Raw genomic sequence first — 18,061 nt, forward strand, 5'->3', positions numbered from 1 at the left:
TCCCCCGCTCCGGAGGCCCGTCATGAGATTGAGGTTTCATTGCCAGAACCGTATCGGCATTCTGCGCGACATCGTTTCGCATTTCGTCGACTACGGCCTCAACGTGGCACGTGGCGAAGTGGGCGGTGAGCATGGCAATGCCATCTATCTGCACATTCCCAATTTGCTCAATGCGCAGCTGGCTACGCTGAAACCGGAGCTGGAGGCGGTCCCTGGTGTATTCGGTGTGCGCCGGGTCAGCCTGATGCCTAGCGAGCGGCGCCACCTCGAACTCGATGCGCTGCTGTCGTCGCTCTCCGACCCGGTGATGTCGATCGACATGGAGGGACACATCGTGGCCGCCAACCGTGCTGCTGGGCAGCTGCTCGGGGTGCGTATCGACGAGGTGCCGGGGCTGTCGCTCAACCGCTACCTGCCCGACGTGGATCTGCCGGCGTTGATTCGGCGCAACAATGCGCGAGTCAACGGCCTGCGCATCAAGTTGCGCGATGCGACCTTCCTGGCCGACATCGCGCCGCTACACCGCGAGCATCACGACGACGTGGCCTCCCTGGCCGGCGCCGTGGTGACCCTGCACAGCGCCGACCGGATCGGTGAGCGCATCTACCAGGTGCAGCGCCAGGAGCTACGCGGCTTCGATGCGCTGTTCCAGGCGAGCCCCAGGCTGGCCGCGCTGATTCGTGAGGCGCGGCGCATGGCGCCGCTGGACGCGCCGCTGCTGATCCACGGCGAGACCGGAACCGGCAAGGAGCTGCTGGCCCGGGCGTGTCATCTGGCCAGCGCCCGCGGCCAGGCGCCGTTCATGGCGCTCAATTGTGCCGGCCTGCCGGAGTCGATGGCCGAAACGGAGCTATTCGGCTATGCACCGGGCGCCTTCGAGGGGGCTCGCCCCGAGGGCAAGCTCGGGCTGCTGGAAATGACCGCGGGCGGTACCATCTTCCTCGACGAGGTGGGGGAAATGAGCCCGCGGCTGCAGGTCAAGCTGCTGCGCTTCCTGCAGGACGGCGGTTTTCGCCGGGTGGGCAGCGACGATGAGACCTACCTCGACGTGCGGGTGATCTGTGCCACCCAGCAGGACCTGCCCAAACTCTGTGCCGAAGGCCTCTTCCGACAGGACCTCTACCACCGGCTCAACGTGCTGTCGCTGGCGGTGCCGCCGCTGCGCGATTGTCTCGACGGCATCGAGGCCATGGCGCTGCACTTCATCGATCGTGCCGCACGCCAGATCGGCTGTCGCATGCCGTCGCTCTCTCCCGCGGCGCTGGCCAGGCTCTCCACCTATCACTGGCCCGGCAACGTGCGCCAGCTGGAGAACGTGCTGTTCCAGGCGGTATCGCTGTGCGAGGGCGATGCCATCGAACCCTCGCACCTGCGTCTGCCGGACGTGGGCGAGGCGCCGGGCCTCGCGGGGGTCGATCTGGACGGCAGCCTGGCCGACATCATGAGTGACGTGGAGCGCCGCGTGCTGGCGGCACTCTATCCGCAATACCCTTCCAGCCGACAACTGGCCAAACGTCTCGGCGTGTCGCACACCACCATTGCCAACAAGCTGCGCAGCTATGGCATCGGCGCCGCCGACGCTTGACCGTCCGCCCATGTCGAGCGAGCGGCGAGTTCCCGCACCTCCGCGTAGCGATACGCTTCCAGCGCGCCGAAGCCCGCCAGGCGCCGCGCCTTGAGGCGGGTGAGCAGGGGGCTGGTCAGGCCGCACAGGAAGCGTGCCAGCAGGTCTGGGGTGGCAGGATGAGGCTCGTCGCTGACGGACAGTTGCTGCACCAGTTCGCCCGCGAGTCGTGCGACGGCCTCGCTCGACAGCGGCTCTAGTGGCTCGGGGTCGGGCAGGTGAGCGATGGCGCCGCGACAGGCCGAGCAGTGGCCGCAGCGCTCGGGTGCTCGGGTATCGCCGAACCACTCGGCCAGCCGGCGACTCAGGCACGCCTCGCTCTCGAACAGCGCCAGCATGGCGTGCAGACGCTCGACCTCGGCCCGCTCCTTGTCGTGGAAATAGGCGTGCAGCTCCTCGGTCAGGGCCGCCGGGTCGATGTCGTGGCGCAGCACCTCGTAGACTTCGGTCATCTGCTTGCTCTCGAGCACCATCCAGCCCTGGGCGACGAAATAGTCCAGCGCGGTGAGTACGCGGGTGCGCTCGACGTTGAGGCCGCGCTCTTCTCCCAGCCGCTCGAGGGCCGCGAAGTCGAGGCTGAACCATGTGCGGGCACGCTGCGAGGCGTCGAGAATCGCCTGCACGAAGGCGCTGCGTTCGCCCTCGAAGTGCGATACCAGCGCCTCGGGCTCGTCGTGCAGGCGGAAGCGGTACTCGGCGAAGTAGCTATAGCGCGGTGCGATGATGTCGCGCAGTTCAAGCTGCACCAGCAGCGTCTTGAGCGGCAGCGGGCGAATGTTGCTGTGCTGGGAGAGCGAATTGAGCACCAACTCCCACTGGCGTGTGCTGCCGGCCGCCTCGATCAGCTCGTCGATCACTCGGCGGATGCCGTGGGGCTCCGGGGTGTCGCCGTAGACGAAGTTCTCCAGCACGTTGACGTGGTCGCGCCCGGCCAGCATCAGGCAGTCGGAGGGCTGGCCGTCGCGGCCGGCACGGCCGATCTCCTGGCTGTAGTTCTCCACCGACTTGGGCAGGTCGAAGTGGACCACGTTGCGGATGTCGGCCTTGTCGATGCCCATGCCGAAGGCGATGGTGGCGACGATGCAGGGCGTCTGGCCGGCCATGAAGTCGCGCTGGATGCGCTCGCGGGTTTCGGCGTCGAGCCCGGCATGGTAGGCGGTGGCAACGAAACCCGCCTTGCTCAGGTAGGCGGCCAGGCGTTCGGCGGTCTGCTGCAGGGTGACGTAGACGATGGTGGGCTGGGGCGGTTCGCCGCCCAGCCTGGGGCGGAGCCACTCGACCAGTCGTCGCGCCCGGGTTTCGGCCGGCACCGGCGCAACTTCCAGGTTGAGGTTGGGGCGGTAGAAGCCGGTGGCGGTGACGTCGCCCTCGGCGATGCCGAAGCGCTCGCGCATGTCGGCGATCACCCGCGGCGTGGCCGTGGCGGTCAGCAGCAGTACCTGGGGGATGCCGAACTCATGGCGGTAGTGGGGCAGCTTGAGGTAATCGGGGCGGAAATTATGGCCCCACTCCGAGATGCAGTGGGCCTCGTCCACGACCAGCAGCGAGATCGGCACGCGGCGGATGAAGGCGCGAAAGCGCTCGTTCTTGAGCCGTTCCACCGAGACCATGAGGATACGGATCTCGCCGCGCTTGACGCCTTCCATCACCGCCGCCGTTTCCTCGCGGCTCTGGCCCGAATCGATACTGGCGGCGGCGATGCCGTGGCGCGCCAGGAACGCCAACTGATCCTGCATCAGCGCCAGTAGCGGCGAGATGACCAGCGTCAGGTGAGGCAGGTGCAGGGCCGGCAACTGGTAGCACAGGGACTTGCCCGAACCGGTGGGAAAGATCGCCGCCGCCGAACGGCCGGCGGTTATCGCTTCGATGACGGGGCGCTGCCCGGGGCGGAAGTCGTCATAGCCGAAGACCTGCTGTAACGTTTGATCGATCACGTGGGCACTCCCTGCGCAGTTGTTTTACGTACCGTTTTTTCGAAAGGCGGAGGCCATGGCGACCACCGGACGCACATTCTCGCATATCGTCGGTTTCGACGATTGTCCGTTCCCGCGCGGCCATCGCGGCGATGTGCCCATCGTCGGTACGGTGTTCTCGGGGCTGCGCCTGGAGGGGGTGCTTTCCGGCAAGGTACGCCGGGATGGCGCCAACAGCACCCGGGAGCTCATTCGCCTGGCCGGCAGTTCGCGCTTTGCCGCGCATCTGCAACTGATCATGCTGCAGGGCGTCGCCCTGGCCGGTTTCAACGTCATCGACGTGCCGCGCCTGCACGCCGAGCTGGGGCTGCCGGTGCTGGTGGTGGCGCGCCGGGCACCGCGCCAGGGTGGCATGCGCCGGGCCCTGCTCGAGCGCATTCCCGGCGGTGCCCGCAAATGGGCGCTGGTCGAGCGTCTCGGGGAGATGGAGCCACTGGCAGGCGTCTACGTTCAGCGCATGGGATTGAGCGCGGAGGAGGCGGCCGCGGCGATTCTCGCCACCACGCCCCATGGCAGCGTGCCCGAGCCGCTGCGCGTGGCGCACCTGATTGCCGGCGGGGTGGCCACGGGGGAGAGCAGCGGGCGCGTGTAGCGAGCGCGCCAGGGTGCCTACACTTTGGGTGAGATCGAGCTTTTCTCTCCTTGGCACCACTCAAGCTTCAGCACGACAGGAGGTGTTCGATGACGCTCACGCCCAGGAGTATCGTGCTCGATGCCGACGGCGTCTCGCTGGAAGGCGACTTGATCCTGCCCGAAGGCGCAACCGGCATCGTGGTGTTTGCCCATGGCAGTGGCAGCAGTCGCCTCAGCAGCCGCAATCGCCAGGTGGCGCGGCATCTTGCCGAGAACGGGCTGGCGACGCTGCTCTTCGACCTGCTGACACCGGAGGAGAACGTCGTCGACGAGCGCACCCGGCAGCTGCGCTTCGACATTCCACTGATCGGTACGCGCATGACCGCGGCAGTGGGCTGGGTCGCCACGGCCGATCTCACCCGGCACCTCTCGATTGGCCTGTTCGGTGCCAGCACCGGGGCGGCGGCTGCGTTGATCGCTGCTGCCGAGCGCCCGGAACAGGTGCGTGCGGTGGTGTCCCGCGGCGGACGGCCTGACCTGGCCGGGCGGCACCTGGCGCAGGTGAAGGTGCCTACGCTTTTGCTGGTGGGAGGCTGGGACGAACCAGTGATAGAGCTCAACGAGAAGGCCAGGGAGCAGATGACCGCCGCGAGCGAGTGTGAGCTGGTGATCGTGCCTGGCGCCACGCATCTGTTCGAGGAGCCCGGCAAGCTCGAGGAGGTCGAGCGCCACGCTGCCCGCTTTTTCCTGAATCATCTATAGCCCTGCTTCTCCGGGCACTTCCCGTGCAGGACAGCGTCGAGCGTGGAGGGCTGGGGGCAGCCATGTCATGACCCGAGGGGCCGAGCTTGGCATAATGCTCCTTTTTCTCCTTCGCCCGCAGGGAAGACCCCCATGACCGCCTGGAGCAAGCTGCTGATCGCCACGACGCGGCTGATCGACCTGCACGACAGCGCCCACGAGCCCGGCTCTCCCTTCGTCCAGGTGAGCCAGGAGCAGCGCCGTGGCCTGCGCGACGGCTATTGGCTCGACCTCGGCTGCCTGCTGCTCGACTACCTGCTCGACGAGGACTTCGCCACCAACAGCGCCTTCGTCTCGCAGAGCCGCTGCCTCAATCACCTGCGCGAGGTGTACCCGGGGCTGCCCCACGACGACCTGAGCTTCGTCATCAACCTGCTTGCCACTCCCAGCGAGATCCACTTTCGGCAGCCGTCGCCATTACCATCGCCGACCACGGGCGACGACGCGGCGGCAGAGGAGCGCAGCCGGCGCAGCACCAAGCGCACCGCGCTGATCGAGAAGCAGGGCCAGACCGGCCAGGTGCGCCTCACCCCGAGCGGCCGCCAGGCGGTGACCCTGGCCAGCCAGGTCGAGGACCTGCTCTACTCCGAGTACGACGCCGCCAAGGTGCTGGCGGCGCTGGCGCGGGGCGATTTCGCCCGTATTCCCGACATCACCAACCAGATCCTGCTGGCCATCCGCGCGCTGACCCAGGAGCTGCGCCGGGTGCGCGAGAACCCCACTCGCGAGGGCAAGCTTTCCGCGCTGCTCGACAACGAGCGCCACTACCACAACGCCCTGACCAACATTCAGCAGACCCTGCTCGACGCCCGCGCCCAGCTCGCCACGCCGCGCCTGATGGAGCGCTTCGAGAGCTGGCGCGAGGCGCAGTCCGACGACTGGGACCTGCGCGTGCTCTCCGGCGCCATCGGCCGCGTGCTCACCGCCATCGAGAACCTCTCGCGGCGGCTCTCCGAGCTCTTGGCCGATATCGCCGAGGGGCGCATCCAGGCCATGGGCGTGATCGACTTCCAGGACATGGCGCGCCAGCTGCTCGAGGCGCCGCCCGCGCCCGCGCTGCGCGATGCCGTGGTGGCGCGCATGATGCCGCTGCACGTGCAGGCCACTTTCCCGCGCCTGGCGCCGCTGGTGCCGCTGCTCGAGAGCCGACGCGCCGACGTCAGCCCGGTGGCGCTGGTGTTCGACGAGGCGCGCGACGCCGCCCCCGAGGACCCGCTGCTGGCGCGCTTTCTCGAAGCGCGGGGGCCGGCGCTGCGTCAGCGCATTCGTCGCGCGCCGCTGTCGCTGCCCGAGGCGCTGACCGAGGGCTGGCACCGCTTCGAGGAGGGCGACTGCCTGGCCCAACTGCTCAACACCTTCGTCGATACCGAACTGCTGGCCCCGGGGCTGACGGTGGGTATCGACGCGACGCCGTTCGAGCTCGAACTCGACGACGGCCGCCGCATCGAGGGGGCTGTGACCCCCTCTCTCGGCTTCTTCTCTCTACAGGCGCCCGAAGCTGCGCCGAACTCCTTACAGGCGCCCGGGACCGCGCCGAATTCCTTACAGACGCCCGAAGCTGCGCCGCATTCCTTGCAGGCGCCCGCTGCCGCGCCTAACGACATATCGCGCATCGATCAGGACGAGCCAGTATGAACATGACCGAGATGGGCGAAGTGGTCGCCTACCTGCTGCGCTACCGCAGCGCCGAACGCACCCCGGGCGGCGGGCGCAAGCGCCGCGCCGCCCGCGAGGGCCAGCTCTCCGAGCGCGACGTCTGCGCGCTGATCGACGACGCCAGCGAGGCCGAGCGCGAGGCGCTGCGGGATTTCCTGGCCGGCCAGGGCCTGCGGCTCAAGGCCTTCGAATCCGGCGACTATCCCGGCATCGCGCCCGGCTCGCGCTACTACGCGCTGCTGCCCGACCCGGAGCTGGAGCAGCCGCCGCTCTACACCCGCGAGCCGGTGTTCGAGGCGCTCAAGCTGCGCCAGGAGAGCCGCGCCGAGCTGGCCCAGTGGTACCTGCAGCTGTGGCTGCTGATGCACACGCTGCTCTACACCCGTTACAACCGCGCGCTCTCCGACGTCAGCCGCTACCAGGAAGCCACCTTCGCCGGAGCCGAGCTGGTCGAGCTGATGCGCGACCAGTTGGAGACGCTGCGTAGCCTGGGCGAAGAGGCGCCGGAGAGCAGCCGCGTGCTGCTGGAGGAGCGCGGCGAGGACATCAGCCGCCGGGTGCGTGCCTTCATCGACCTGCAGGTGCGCGCCGGGCTGCTCGAAGGCCTGCGCGACGCCGAAGCGAGTGCCGGCGCCGAGGAGAGCGTCGGCGAGGTATGGCAGCAGACCCTGCTCGGTGCGCTGGAGAGCGAGCAGATCGGCATCCATCAGCTCGGCCACCTGCAGGCGTTGGCTCAGGGGCGTGCCCAGGGCCGCTATCGGGATGAAGACGCGTACGAGGCCGACATCGACGAGCACGAGGAGACCCAGGCATGAGCGTGATCAACCGCATCGAGGTCGCCAACCTGCTCAACAAGCACGGCGACGTGGCCTCGCCCTGGGACGCCAAGATGCGTCACCTGCTGCTCGACCTGCGCGGCCAGTCGAGCGCCATCAGCATGGAGAACGGCTTCGGCAAGACCACGCTCTCCGAGGCGCTGATCGGCCTGCTGTCGCGGGACCGCACGCTGCTCTCGCGCACCCGGCGCAAGTGCTCGCCCTCGGCGGTGGGCGGCACGGCGCGTAGCTGGAGCCACCTGCGGGTGGAGTTCCGTTCGCGCAGCGGGCTCGAACGCCAGGACGACATGCTCGCTGCGGCGGGCGAGGAGGTGGCCGGCGAGACCTTCGTGTTCGGCTTCTACGGCTACAGCGACGGCAGCGGGCTCTCGTTCTACCACTATGCCGGGCGTTTCGAAGACGTGCCGGTGCATCACCTGACCCTCGACGGCAAGCTAGCGCTCTACGCCAACCGCGACGTCAAGGCGGCCATGGCCGAGCGCGGCGTGCGCCTGACCCACAACCGCGAAGAGTGGCTGGAAGCGGTGGGCGCCCACGTCTCCCGTCGCGAGCTGGCCCAGCTTGCCGCCTTCCAGAAGGAGGGCGGCGCCGACAAGAGTCAGATCTTCAATGCCATCAAGCCCCGCGCCGGCGAGAAGGCCGACCAGGCGTTCTTCTTCGAGGTGCTGGCCCCCGAGATCCTCTCCGGCGCCACCCGCGGCGAGACCGACGAGAGCGAGGAGCTGATCGAGGAGGTGATCCTCAACTCCGGCACCAACATCACCGAGCTGCGCCATCGCCTGGAGGAGGCCGAGAGCGACCAGCGCCGCGCCAGCGACAAGGTGGTGCGCCTGGCCGAGCTGCGCGAGCAGGGCGAGTCGCTGCGCGACGCCCGCACCCGCCTGATGGAGCTCGACCAGGGCCTGGCAGCCAGCGAAGCCTTGCTGGGCGGGCAGGCGCTGCTGGGCCTGCCTGGGCTGCCCCGCGCCGCTGCCGAGAATGACGCCGAGGATGACGCTGAAGAGCGCGGCGTCGCTCCGCTGGATGGCTTCGCCTGGATCGCCGGCGATACCTCGCGGCCGCGGGTCTCCACCTCGTTATTGGCGACCCTATCGGGGCTTTCCGAACGGGCCGTGCGTCAGGCGCTCTCCGAGCGCGGCGCCCGGGTCGATGTGCACCGCCGGCTGATTCACCTGCCCCAGGCCGAGTGGCCGCTCAACCGCGACGTCGGCCACGTCAGCTTCAAGGCTGCCCGCGAGTGGCTGGCCGAAAGCCATGCCCTGGCCGACGATACGGCCCGCGACCGCGCCCTGAGCGCGCTGGACGAAGGCGCCGACGCTTTCGAGGCCGCCGACGGCAACCGCTTCCGCGAGGAGGTGATAGGCGACGGGGTCTATCTCGAGGAGCTGACCCGCGAACTCGCCGAGCTGGACGAGCGCCGCGACGATCTGGAGCACGAGCGCGAGCGGCTGGAGTCCCAGCAGCGCGACTTCGTCGACAACCAGAGCTTCTACACCCAGGCGCTGGCCGAGGGGCTGTTCAGCGAGGCCGAGCTGGAAACCCCCGAAGCCAGCGCCGAGGCGGCCAAGGCCGAGGCCGCCGACGCTCGCCGCGCCCTCAACGCGCACCTGGGCCGTGTCGGCGAGCTCAAGCAGTTCGCCGCCTGGCACGACGCCTACCGACGCGAGTGCCCGGGTACCGCACCGGCCGAGCGGCTCGAGGAGAAGCTGGAGCGCGAGGCCGAGCTGGCCGAGTCCCTCGACGAGCTGACCCGGCGCCGCGACGAGGCGCTCGGCACCTTCGAGACCGCCCGGGCCGAGCGTGAGCGGCTCAACGGCGAACGTGAACGTCTGAGCGGCGAGCAGGGCCTGCTGGCCCGCGGCCAGGCTCCCTGGCGCGCCTTCGTCGAGGGCTGGCCGGGCGAAGAGGTAAGCGGCTTCTGGACGCGGCGCAAGACTGCGCTGGCCGAGCTGGAGTCGAACTGTCGCGAGGCCGAGCAGCGCCGTCAGGAGGCCGAACGCACCCTGGCCCGGCTGGCACCGCTGGCCGAGGCCGCCCGTCGTTACGCTGAGCTGCACGGCGACGACGAGCCGGTGCACCTGCGCGCCCGCCTCCGCGAGACGGAGCGCGAGTTGGGTGACGAGCGCAAGCGGCTGCTCGATGAAGAGAACCACCTGCGCACGCTGCACCGGGCGCGGCTCGACTTCGCCGAGCGCAGCGAGCTGAGCCCGGAGAAGTGGCTGGCCGACGCCCGGCGTCGCTACCCGCGGCTGCTGCGCGAAGCGGAGACGCTGGAAGCCGACATCGCCGCCCGCGAGCGCTACCTGGAGAGCCTCTCCGGCGATCCGCTGGAGCGGCGCGTGGTGGAGGCCGAGGCCCATCGCCAACTGGACGACGCCGGCATCGCCTGGCAGCCGCTGCATGCGGTGCTCAACGTCGAGACCCATACCCCCGAACAGCGCCGCGAGTGGCTGGTGCAGGCCGCCGGGTGCTGTTCGCCCCGGTGGTGGCCGGACGCGAGGCGGCCGAGTCCGCCGCCACCACGCTGATCGAGGCGGGCCTGGCGGTGCCGGTATTCGAGGCCGAGGCACTGACCGGCCTGCTGGCCCGGGGCGAACCGCCCCTGGGAGCGGTGGCCGGCGTCGAGACCCTGGCGGTGAAAGCGGCGCTGGACCCGAGCTACCTGGAAGCGCTGCGCGAGGCCACCGAGAAGCGGCTGGACGCCGACCGCGAGCGGCAAAAGGCGCTGGCCGTGGAATGCGAGCGGCTCGACCCCCACGGCGAAACCTTCTCCCTGGCGCTGCGCGCCCGCGAGGCCGACGAGGCCCAGGTCGAGATGGCGCTGGAGGCCCTGGCCGAGCGGCAGGCGGCGCTGGCCGAGCGCGAGGCGGCGCTGGCGCCGCGGCTCACCGATGTCGCGTTCGCCTGTATCGACGACTACCAGCGCTACCTGCAGGAGGGCGGGGAGTTCGCCCAGCAGGAGGCCGCCGAGGCGCGGCTCGAAGCCGAGACGGCGCTGGCCGAACTCGCACCGCGGCGCGAAGCGGCGGCCCGCGAGTTGGAGGCCCATGGCCAGACCTGGCTCGCCGCCGAACAGTTCAGCGACGCCGGCGGCGTCGAGCGGCTGCAGGCGCTAGAGGCGCGCCTCGCCGAACTCGAACGCCACCTGAATGAGGCGAGTGTACGACTGGCCGCCGCCGAGGAGCAGCGTGAGACGCTCAAGCGCCAGGTGGAAGAGACCGAGGCCCAACTGCGCGGCATCTTCAGCGACGGCGAGCGCGACCGTCTGCGTGCCCTGGCGCGCTTCGAAGCGGAAGGCGGCGTCGACTTCATGGTCACTGCCGCCGAGGTGCAGGAGGAGCTGGAAGCCGCTCAGGCCCGGGCGACCCGCCGTGCCGACTTCGATTTCACGCGAATCCGTGCCTACCTGGAGGTGCGCGATGCCGCCGGAGGTAGCCAGAAGCTCGAGCGCGAGATCGCCCGGGTGCGGCGCGAGCTGGGCGAACTGCGCGAGACGCGCAAGGCGCGGGGAGAGGAGCGCGACGCCCTGGAGGCACGCCTGGCCGAGCAGCGTCGGGCGCTGGCCTGCATCGATCAGCTGGCGGTGGAGTGGCTGCGGGTGCTGCGCGACCTGCCCGAGGGCTGGCCACGGCGCCTGGCGGCGCTGGTCGATCTCGCCGAAGCTAGCCGCTGGCCCGGGGAGGTGGATGAGCACACGGCACGCAACGCCGCCCTCGTGGCCTGGCACGACATGGTCGGCAGCGAGGGGCAGGGCGAGCTCGACATCGAAGCGCTGGAAGCCTGTCAGCAGACCCTGGTCGATGCCCTGGGCGAACTCAACCTGGGCGAGCAGGCGCGCAACCGCGAGCGCCAGGCGCGCCAGGTCGACGGCGGCGAGCGCAAGCTGGCCGAGGCCCTGGCCGAAGCGGCCCACAGCCGCATGTTCAGCGACACCGAGCGTGCCCGCCTGGCCGGGCTGACGCATGCCAGCGCCGAGGCGCTGGACGACCTCTCGCGCCTGCACGACCAGCTTGCCGGCCAACTCGACGACCACAAGATACGGGTCGAGCGGCTGCACGCCTCTCGCGAGCAGATCGAAGGCACCCTGGTGGAGCGCCTCAGCTCGATCATCTCGGATGCCGCCGGCAACCTCGACATCCTCAAGCGCGTGGCCAAGAGCAGCGGCGAGGGCGGCGCCTTCTTCGAGGTCAAGGCCTCGCTGATCGGCCCCGACCAGCTGCGCGACCTGATTGCCACGCTGCTGGCCGACATCGACGAGCACCAGGCGGCCATGCGCCGTCGCGCCGAGCGCGACGGCGGCATGGTCGACGGCGAGGCGCGCCGCCGTGACGACGACCTGCTGCGCCAGATCCGCCGGCGCATCTACCGCGGGCTCTTCCACGACGTGGCGATCCGCCTCAAGCACGACGCCATCCGCCCCCATGGGCGGCTGTTCTCGCTCAACGAGGAGATGTCGGAGGGCCAGCGCGAGGCGGTGTCGCTGATGTGGCTGGTCAAGCTGTCGGAATTCGCCATCGAGCGTGAGCTGCGCGAGCTGCCGGGGCACCACCGCCGCCGCGCCCGCACCAGCCGCGAGAGCGTGATCCTGCTCGACGGCCTGTTCTCCAAGCTTTCTCACCGCCGCCTGATCCAAGACTCACTGGAGTCGCTTCGCAACACACGCGGGCGCTTCCAGATGATCGGCCTGATCCACAACCCCAACTACGAGAACGACCCCGACATCTTCCCCACCTACCTGGTGGGCAGCGTGATCGGTGGGGCCCAGGGACAGGGCGGCCACGTGATGGTGCGCGACGGGCGCATCGCTGCGCCGGAATCGCTCGGCCGCAGCGCCGGCGAGGCCAGCCTGTTCGGCATTCACGTCAGCGAGCCAGCGACCCAGGAGTAAGCGATTCGGCTTTTATGCCGAACGAGCCAGGCCAGGGAAGCCCTGGTCTGGCTCGGAGGGGAGTGGCAACGAACCTACGTGAGCGGTAGCAAGGGAAAAGGCTGGCGGGCCTTTTCCCTTGCTAAATAGAACATGGAACAGGACATATCATGTTGCGCACCTTGCTGTATGTCGGCGGCCTGCTGGCCGTTCTGTTCTTTGGCTTCAGCCTGTATGGCAAGGCCGCGCCACGTTTTTTCCCGCCAACCGTGCCTGACATGGCGCCGCCCAGCCAGCGTGCGGACGCTATTCATGTCATCAAGTCCGAGCGTGTCATGCGGCTGCTGCGGGAAGGCGAGGTCATAGAGGAATACCGCATTGCGCTTGGCGGCAACCCGGAAGGACACAAGCAACAGGAGGGCGATCAACGTACGCCCGAAGGGGAGTACCTCATCGACTGGCGTAACCCACGCTCGATTGGGCATCTCTCACTACATGTCTCCTATCCCAATGAGCATGACCGAGCGGTAGCGCACGAGCTTGATGTCGACCCGGCGGCAACATCATGATCCACGGCATACTCAACGGCTGGGGTTGGCTGGGAAGGCTGCACCGCTACTGGGATTGGACGGATGGCTGCATAGCGGTTACCAATCAGGAAATGCGGGAAATATGGTCTCTCGTTCCCAATGGCACTCCAATAAGCATAAAGTAAAGTGCCCAGCTGGGGGCAACTGCAAGCGCACTTGGTTCGACTTCTAACTCTCGCCTGGCGACGGGTGCTTGACCAATTCCGGTGGCACCCAGACGGAGATGATGAAGCCCTCATCTGGATCGAAGCGGGCGGGATCAAGCAGGGCGTTGCCGTACTCATGCATGAACCATTCGGTGACAGCAGGCGAATAAAGCTGGTCGATCCGTGTGGTGATCTTTTTCCGTGCTTTGGTGAGCATCGCTTCTAACGACTGCTTTCCCTGATAAGCCGTGGTCAATTTACGTCGCGCTGGGTAGCCCAAATCGGAGACATAGACGGCATAACTATCGGACTCAGGCCCATAGCGACGGACCCGCACTTTTAGCTTTGGAGGGCGGAGTGCGTCGAAGCGCGCATTGATCTCGGCGAGTTTTGCCTTGATTTCCTCGTCGGATAAAGGAGGGGCATGCGGTAGCACATCGGGAACTTCATCAAGTAACTCGGGGTGGAGCTGCCGCGACACGGTGTCGGCGTAATCATGAAAGGTCAGGAACTTGGCTGGCAATTCGGCCAGCCATTTCTCACGGAGAGCCAAGGCCTCCGCCTTCGCTCCCTCTTCACCGTATTTCCGAACCGAGAAACGGCGACGCTTCATGCGTCCTTGGGTGCACAAGTAGACACGCCACTCACCGGCGGCGCCGGTATCCGTGCGGTACACTCCTGAAATGCCGCTTTTGTTGTTCTTGCGTATTTGGGTGGCCTTCTCCCGGTTGATGGTTGGGGGAAATGCGGCAGTGATGGCATCCCGATAGGCGCGCGCCATGGCTTCGGCGGCATCAGCCGAGCCATACACTTGATCCTTGAACAGTCGATTGATGCGATGTGTGTAGCGCCGGATGTCCACGCACCAACCCCCTAGACGATGTCCCTTGGGTTCTTCGCGCCTCAAGGCGTAGTCGGACATGCTGAGCGCATTGTCCTGTTCCGGTGGAAGGACAGTCTCGGCAGGGAGTGTGGGTAAAGAGGATGGGTCGTTCATGATATTCATTGAACCAATTTCATTCTATGAGGGCAATGCTGAAGTATTTTTAGGGGGTTGGATGGCAGATTCTGGTGGGGTGTAAGATATGGCTTACAAATAATCGGGAAGTTGGCTTACACGCGACGCGTTGAGTTGCCGATTGGGCTTCGCTATCGTTGAAACTTCTTTTAAAGAATAACACCCTGCCGCAGGGAGGCTGACGTATGGCGGATGCCACGGGGCTGCAGTTCACCCTTCATTTGTTGGGGGGCGACGAGCTGGACTTGGCCGTCACCTCCTTCAAGCACCACGAACACCTCTCGAGGCCTTTTTGTCTGGAGGTCAAGTTTGCCAGCCGGCACGGCGACCTGTCGCCCCTCGACTGGCTGGATCGCAATGCCAGCTTGCGCATTTACCAGGACGGTCAGGAGTTGCGCCGTATCAACGGTATCGTAGCGGCTTTCCACCGTGGCGACCGGGGGCATCGGCGCACCTACTATGAAGTCACGATTCGTCCTGCGTTATGGCGGTTGTTCCTGCAGCAAAACTGTCGCATTTTCCAGCATGTCACGCCCCAGCAGATCATTCAGACACTGTGTGAGGAGAGTGGTATACAGGAAGTTGCCTTCGCGCTGACTCGCGACTGGCAGGAGCGAGAGTTCTGCGTGCAATATCGCGAGGATTCGCTGAGCTTTATCGAACGCCTGGCAGCTGAAGAAGGCGCGATTTACTTTCACGAGATGGAAGGAGACATCCACCGGGTGGTCTTCTGTGATCACCCTCAATTGCTGGCCCAGCTGGGAGAGCGTACTTATCATGGGCGTAGTGGAGGGAATGCCCCTCAGCGCCATCTTCGCAAGCTGATCCAGGCCTCTCAGATCAAACCGTCGAGTGCGACCCTGGAAGACCTGACTTTCAAACATCCGGGTCATGAGCAGATTCATCGTTACGACGAGCCGAAGCTGTCTGCCCATGGCCAGCGGGATGGCTATGAATACTACGACTATCCCGGTCGCTTCAAGCGGGATGCCTCGGGAGTGCCCTATACCCGGATTCGTCTGGAGCACCTGCGCAATGAAGCCTACCTGGCTCGGGCAGAGAGCGATCTGCCCGAGCTGTGCCCAGGAAAGCGCTTCACGCTGGAAGCGCATGACATCGACGAGTTCAACAGCGACTGGCAAGTGGTAGGTGTCGTGCACACGGGCACCCAGCCTCAGGCCGTGGCGGAGGAGGCGGTAGGCATCACCAGTGCCGACCGCTCGGGTATGGTCGATGCCACCCATTACGAGAACGATCTGGTCCTGATTCCCGGCGACCGGGCCTGGCGACCTGCTCCCAATCCCAAGCCGCGTGTCGAAGGGCCACAGATTGCCACGGTGGTGGGACCCGAGTCGGAAGAAATCTACACGGACGAATATGGTCGGGTGAAGCTGCGCTTCCATTGGGATCGTGACGGTACACCGGATGAGCGAGCCAGTGCCTGGGTGCGCGTTTCCCAGGGCTGGGCGGGCGGTAGCTACGGCATGCTGGCGCTACCGCGTATCGGGCACTCGGTGGTCGTCGACTGGCTGGAGGCCGACCCCGACCAGCCGTTGATTACCGGGCGTGTCTATGATGCTCGTAATCTCACGCCTTATCCGTTGCCGCAGCACAAGACCCGTACCACGATCCGCACCCAGACCCATAAGGGCGTTGGCTTCAATGAACTTAGGTTTGAAGACGAACAAGGCAGCGAAGAAATCTACCTGCATGCCAGCGTGACCACAATACCGTCATCCAGCACGACGAAACGCACAGCATCGGCAATAACCGTAGCAAGTCGGTGGCGGTGGATCAATCCGAGAGCATCGGGCAGGACAAGAGTTCGCGTGTAGGCCGCGACCACACGGAGAGCATCGCCCAAGACGTCAAGAAAGACGTTGGGCGGGATGTTTACTACAGCGTGGGCCAGAGCCAGAAAGAGCGCTATGGCAAGGATGTGCTCCAACAGATTGGCAACACCTTGAAGCAGGACATTCACGCCGATCACTTGGTCAATGTCGGCCGTAACGTCAACGAACGGGTGCAGGGCCAATACGTGTTGGAAGTCACCGACTCCATCACCAACAATACGCGCCACCACAAGCTCATGGCCTTCGAGCGCTTCGAAATCCGAGGGCCAGGCGGCAAGATCACCCTGGATGCCGCCGGGATCACTCTCGAGGCGCCCAACATTCGCATCAAGGGCAACCTCACCACCGGTGGCTCTGGCTCCTCCAGCGTGCCGACGCTCTCGGGAGCGGCCAACGAAGCGCTGCCGCTTTGTGAAGAGTGCGAGAAGCTCAAGACATAGGCGGATTAGGAGAGCCAGGATGGCCCAACCCATTGCTCGTCTCGGTGACAAGGTGGTCTGCCCCCAACACGGCCCGGGGGAAATCGTACAAGGTGGGCAAAGCCGTATCGATGGCCGCCCGGTCGCCCGGCTGGGCGACCCATGCTCCTGTGGAGGGACCATCGTACAAGGCTCGTCCCAGGCCTCTGACAACGGCCGTCCGATCGCCTATCTCGGCTGCAAGATCAGCTGCGGTGGCAGTATCGTCAGCGGCTCGCCCACGGCCAAGGTGATGCCATGAGCGAGTACGGCCCCTGGGTAGGGCGCTGCTACTTCCGCGAGTGGCTGGGGCGGCCAAAGGACGATCCTTTCGTCGAGTCTCGCTTCAAGGATTACGCCTGCTTTGCCGCCGTGTGGACGGACTCTCAGGCCGGTTTCCTCGATAGCGTCACATGCCACCTCGAAGCCCAAGGCTACGTCTTCACCTGGGCCGAGGACGTGCTGCCGATCATCGCCTGGATGACCCGGCACGGCTATCACGCGGAGGTCGAGTCGTTGTCGCCGCGCGTGAATGCCGAGCATCGCATCGAACTGGGGGCCATGATCCGTACGGGCGAAGACGGCCAGCCGCTGCCCGAAGTCGATCCAGTGCTCATTACCCGCCACCAGGTACCCGAGTTGCCAGACCAGGCGGACGCGCCGTTCTGGGAGCGGGCGTGGATCGCTCCGGAACTCGAAGCGCTACTGTTCGGCCAGCCTGAAGGCCGAGAGGCCTCCCTCAACACCTACTTCCTGGTCGACGCGGCGCTGAGCAAGAACATTGTCGGCACTTTCGATCTGGAAGCCGTCGACGTGCCGGTCCAGTGTCTGTTCGAAGGTGAGGGCAGCGAGGCGCAGAAGGCTTCCGCCCCCTACCTGATCGATCTGGCTCTACCTCAGGGCGCCGGTCAGGATGCTGACCTCGTGCCCCGTTTCCACAAGGACCTGTTTGCCCGCCATTGGGCGCAGGAGACAGGTATCGTGATTCGCACCGCGGCCACCTTCGACGCGACCTGGCGGCACTGCCAAGCGCACCTGAAGGTGCCGGTAGAAGGGGAGTCGCGCCAGTTGTTCCTGCGCTACTGGCACCCCGAAACCCTGGATACCTTGCTGCCGGTGCTGGAGCGGGGCGATGCCTATCAGCTACTCCGAGGCATGCAGCTGATCTACCCCAGGGAAGGGGAGGTCGTGCATGCCCAGCTCAATCCCGAGCTGGAGCTCGATGCTTCCGTTGAAGACCAGCCTTTTACCTTGAAGGGGGCTTACCGAGAAGCCTTTCAGCGCCTCGTCGACCGGCGATTCATTGCGGAGATCGAGAAAAAGCTGTTGAGCGCGTTGCCGCACACCGATCAGGAAGTGCGCCAACGTGTTACTGATACCGTGCCAAGCATGCTGCGCTACATTCGTGAGCGCTCCGGTGGAGCGCCCGTTGCTTTTGGCACATGCTTCGAACTCTCGCTTCTTGTGCTACTTCTCGGCCCGGCGGCACAGGACTTACTGGAAGCGCCGCTACTCAATGAGCGACTCGTGCCAGTAGAGCAACGGGTCGCCCTTGCTCGTGAGTGGTACTTGGAAACGCTGACCTACCATATGGAAAAGAGGGCGTGACATGGCTGCACCAGTAGCAGCACCAGCAGCAGGTGTTTATATTGCGGGGGCGGCCTTA

13 protein-coding genes and 1 pseudogene are annotated in these 18,061 nt (G+C 66.3%); 12 read left to right on the forward strand and 2 right to left on the reverse strand.

All coding sequences use genetic code 11. From position 1 onward, the window contains the following. Positions 1-22 precede the first annotated feature (22 nt). Complete coding sequence (locus tag EKK97_RS10185) at positions 23-1,585, forward strand: sigma-54-dependent transcriptional regulator (protein WP_159551619.1); 1,563 nt, start codon at positions 23-25, stop codon at positions 1,583-1,585. Here EKK97_RS10185 and EKK97_RS10190 read toward each other — a convergent pair. Beyond that, on the reverse strand, positions 1,558-3,558 hold the full coding sequence (locus EKK97_RS10190; protein WP_159551621.1) for a RecQ family ATP-dependent DNA helicase: 2,001 nt from the start codon (positions 3,556-3,558) through the stop codon (positions 1,558-1,560). The genes EKK97_RS10185 and EKK97_RS10190 overlap by 28 nt on opposite strands. Before the next feature lie 55 nt (positions 3,559-3,613). Between EKK97_RS10190 and EKK97_RS10195 the strand changes: the two genes are divergently transcribed. From EKK97_RS10195 to EKK97_RS25405, 8 genes are all read left to right on the forward strand, one after another. Next, positions 3,614-4,189, forward strand: coding sequence for an endonuclease dU (locus tag EKK97_RS10195; protein ID WP_159551623.1), 576 nt, complete (start codon positions 3,614-3,616; stop codon positions 4,187-4,189). A gap of 89 nt (positions 4,190-4,278) precedes the next feature. Further along, positions 4,279-4,932 carry a dienelactone hydrolase family protein gene (locus EKK97_RS10200; protein WP_159551625.1) on the forward strand — a complete coding sequence of 218 codons (654 nt, stop codon included), beginning with the start codon at positions 4,279-4,281 and terminating at the stop codon, positions 4,930-4,932. A 132-nt stretch (positions 4,933-5,064) separates the two neighbouring features. Next, positions 5,065-6,606, forward strand: coding sequence for a hypothetical protein (locus EKK97_RS10205; protein ID WP_234286327.1), 1,542 nt, complete (start codon positions 5,065-5,067; stop codon positions 6,604-6,606). Further along, positions 6,603-7,442 (forward strand): hypothetical protein, encoded by an 840-nt coding sequence (locus tag EKK97_RS10210; RefSeq protein WP_086511971.1) that lies wholly within the window; start codon positions 6,603-6,605, stop codon positions 7,440-7,442. Before EKK97_RS10205 ends, EKK97_RS10210 begins: the two co-directional genes overlap by 4 nt. Beyond that, on the forward strand, positions 7,439-9,991 hold the full coding sequence (locus EKK97_RS24565; protein ID WP_159551627.1) for a coiled-coil domain-containing protein: 2,553 nt from the start codon (positions 7,439-7,441) through the stop codon (positions 9,989-9,991). The genes EKK97_RS10210 and EKK97_RS24565 overlap by 4 nt, the downstream gene beginning before the upstream one ends. Further along, a complete protein-coding gene (locus tag EKK97_RS24570; RefSeq protein ID WP_159551629.1) occupies positions 9,910-12,351 on the forward strand; it encodes a coiled-coil domain-containing protein in 2,442 nt (813 codons plus the stop codon). The genes EKK97_RS24565 and EKK97_RS24570 overlap by 82 nt, the downstream gene beginning before the upstream one ends. Positions 12,352-12,500: 149 nt before the next feature. After that, a complete protein-coding gene (locus EKK97_RS25400; protein WP_267963960.1) occupies positions 12,501-12,899 on the forward strand; it encodes a L,D-transpeptidase family protein in 399 nt (132 codons plus the stop codon). Then, entirely contained in the window at positions 12,896-13,045 is a 150-nt protein-coding gene (locus EKK97_RS25405; protein ID WP_245904460.1) for a L,D-transpeptidase family protein, read from the forward strand. Before EKK97_RS25400 ends, EKK97_RS25405 begins: the two co-directional genes overlap by 4 nt. Positions 13,046-13,088: 43 nt before the next feature. Here EKK97_RS25405 and EKK97_RS10230 read toward each other — a convergent pair whose 3' ends face one another. Further along, complete coding sequence (locus EKK97_RS10230; protein WP_159551631.1) at positions 13,089-13,988, reverse strand: AP2/ERF family transcription factor; 900 nt, start codon at positions 13,986-13,988, stop codon at positions 13,089-13,091. Between the two features lie 281 nt (positions 13,989-14,269). On the opposite strand from EKK97_RS10230, the pseudogene EKK97_RS10235 reads away from it, so the two are divergent. The 3 genes and pseudogenes from EKK97_RS10235 (at position 14,270) to EKK97_RS10250 (ending at position 18,003) form a co-directional block, all read left to right on the forward strand. Next, positions 14,270-16,377: pseudogene (locus tag EKK97_RS10235) on the forward strand (type VI secretion system Vgr family protein). 19 nt (positions 16,378-16,396) lie between these two features. After that, positions 16,397-16,657: a PAAR domain-containing protein gene (locus EKK97_RS10245; protein ID WP_159551637.1), complete on the forward strand. Its 261-nt coding sequence runs from the start codon at positions 16,397-16,399 to the stop codon at positions 16,655-16,657. Next, positions 16,654-18,003, forward strand: coding sequence for a DUF4123 domain-containing protein (locus tag EKK97_RS10250; protein ID WP_159551639.1), 1,350 nt, complete (start codon positions 16,654-16,656; stop codon positions 18,001-18,003). Before EKK97_RS10245 ends, EKK97_RS10250 begins: the two co-directional genes overlap by 4 nt. The last annotated feature ends 58 nt before the right edge of the window (positions 18,004-18,061 follow it).

The organism is Billgrantia tianxiuensis (assembly GCF_009834345.1).
Taxonomy (GTDB): domain Bacteria; phylum Pseudomonadota; class Gammaproteobacteria; order Pseudomonadales; family Halomonadaceae; genus Halomonas; species Halomonas tianxiuensis.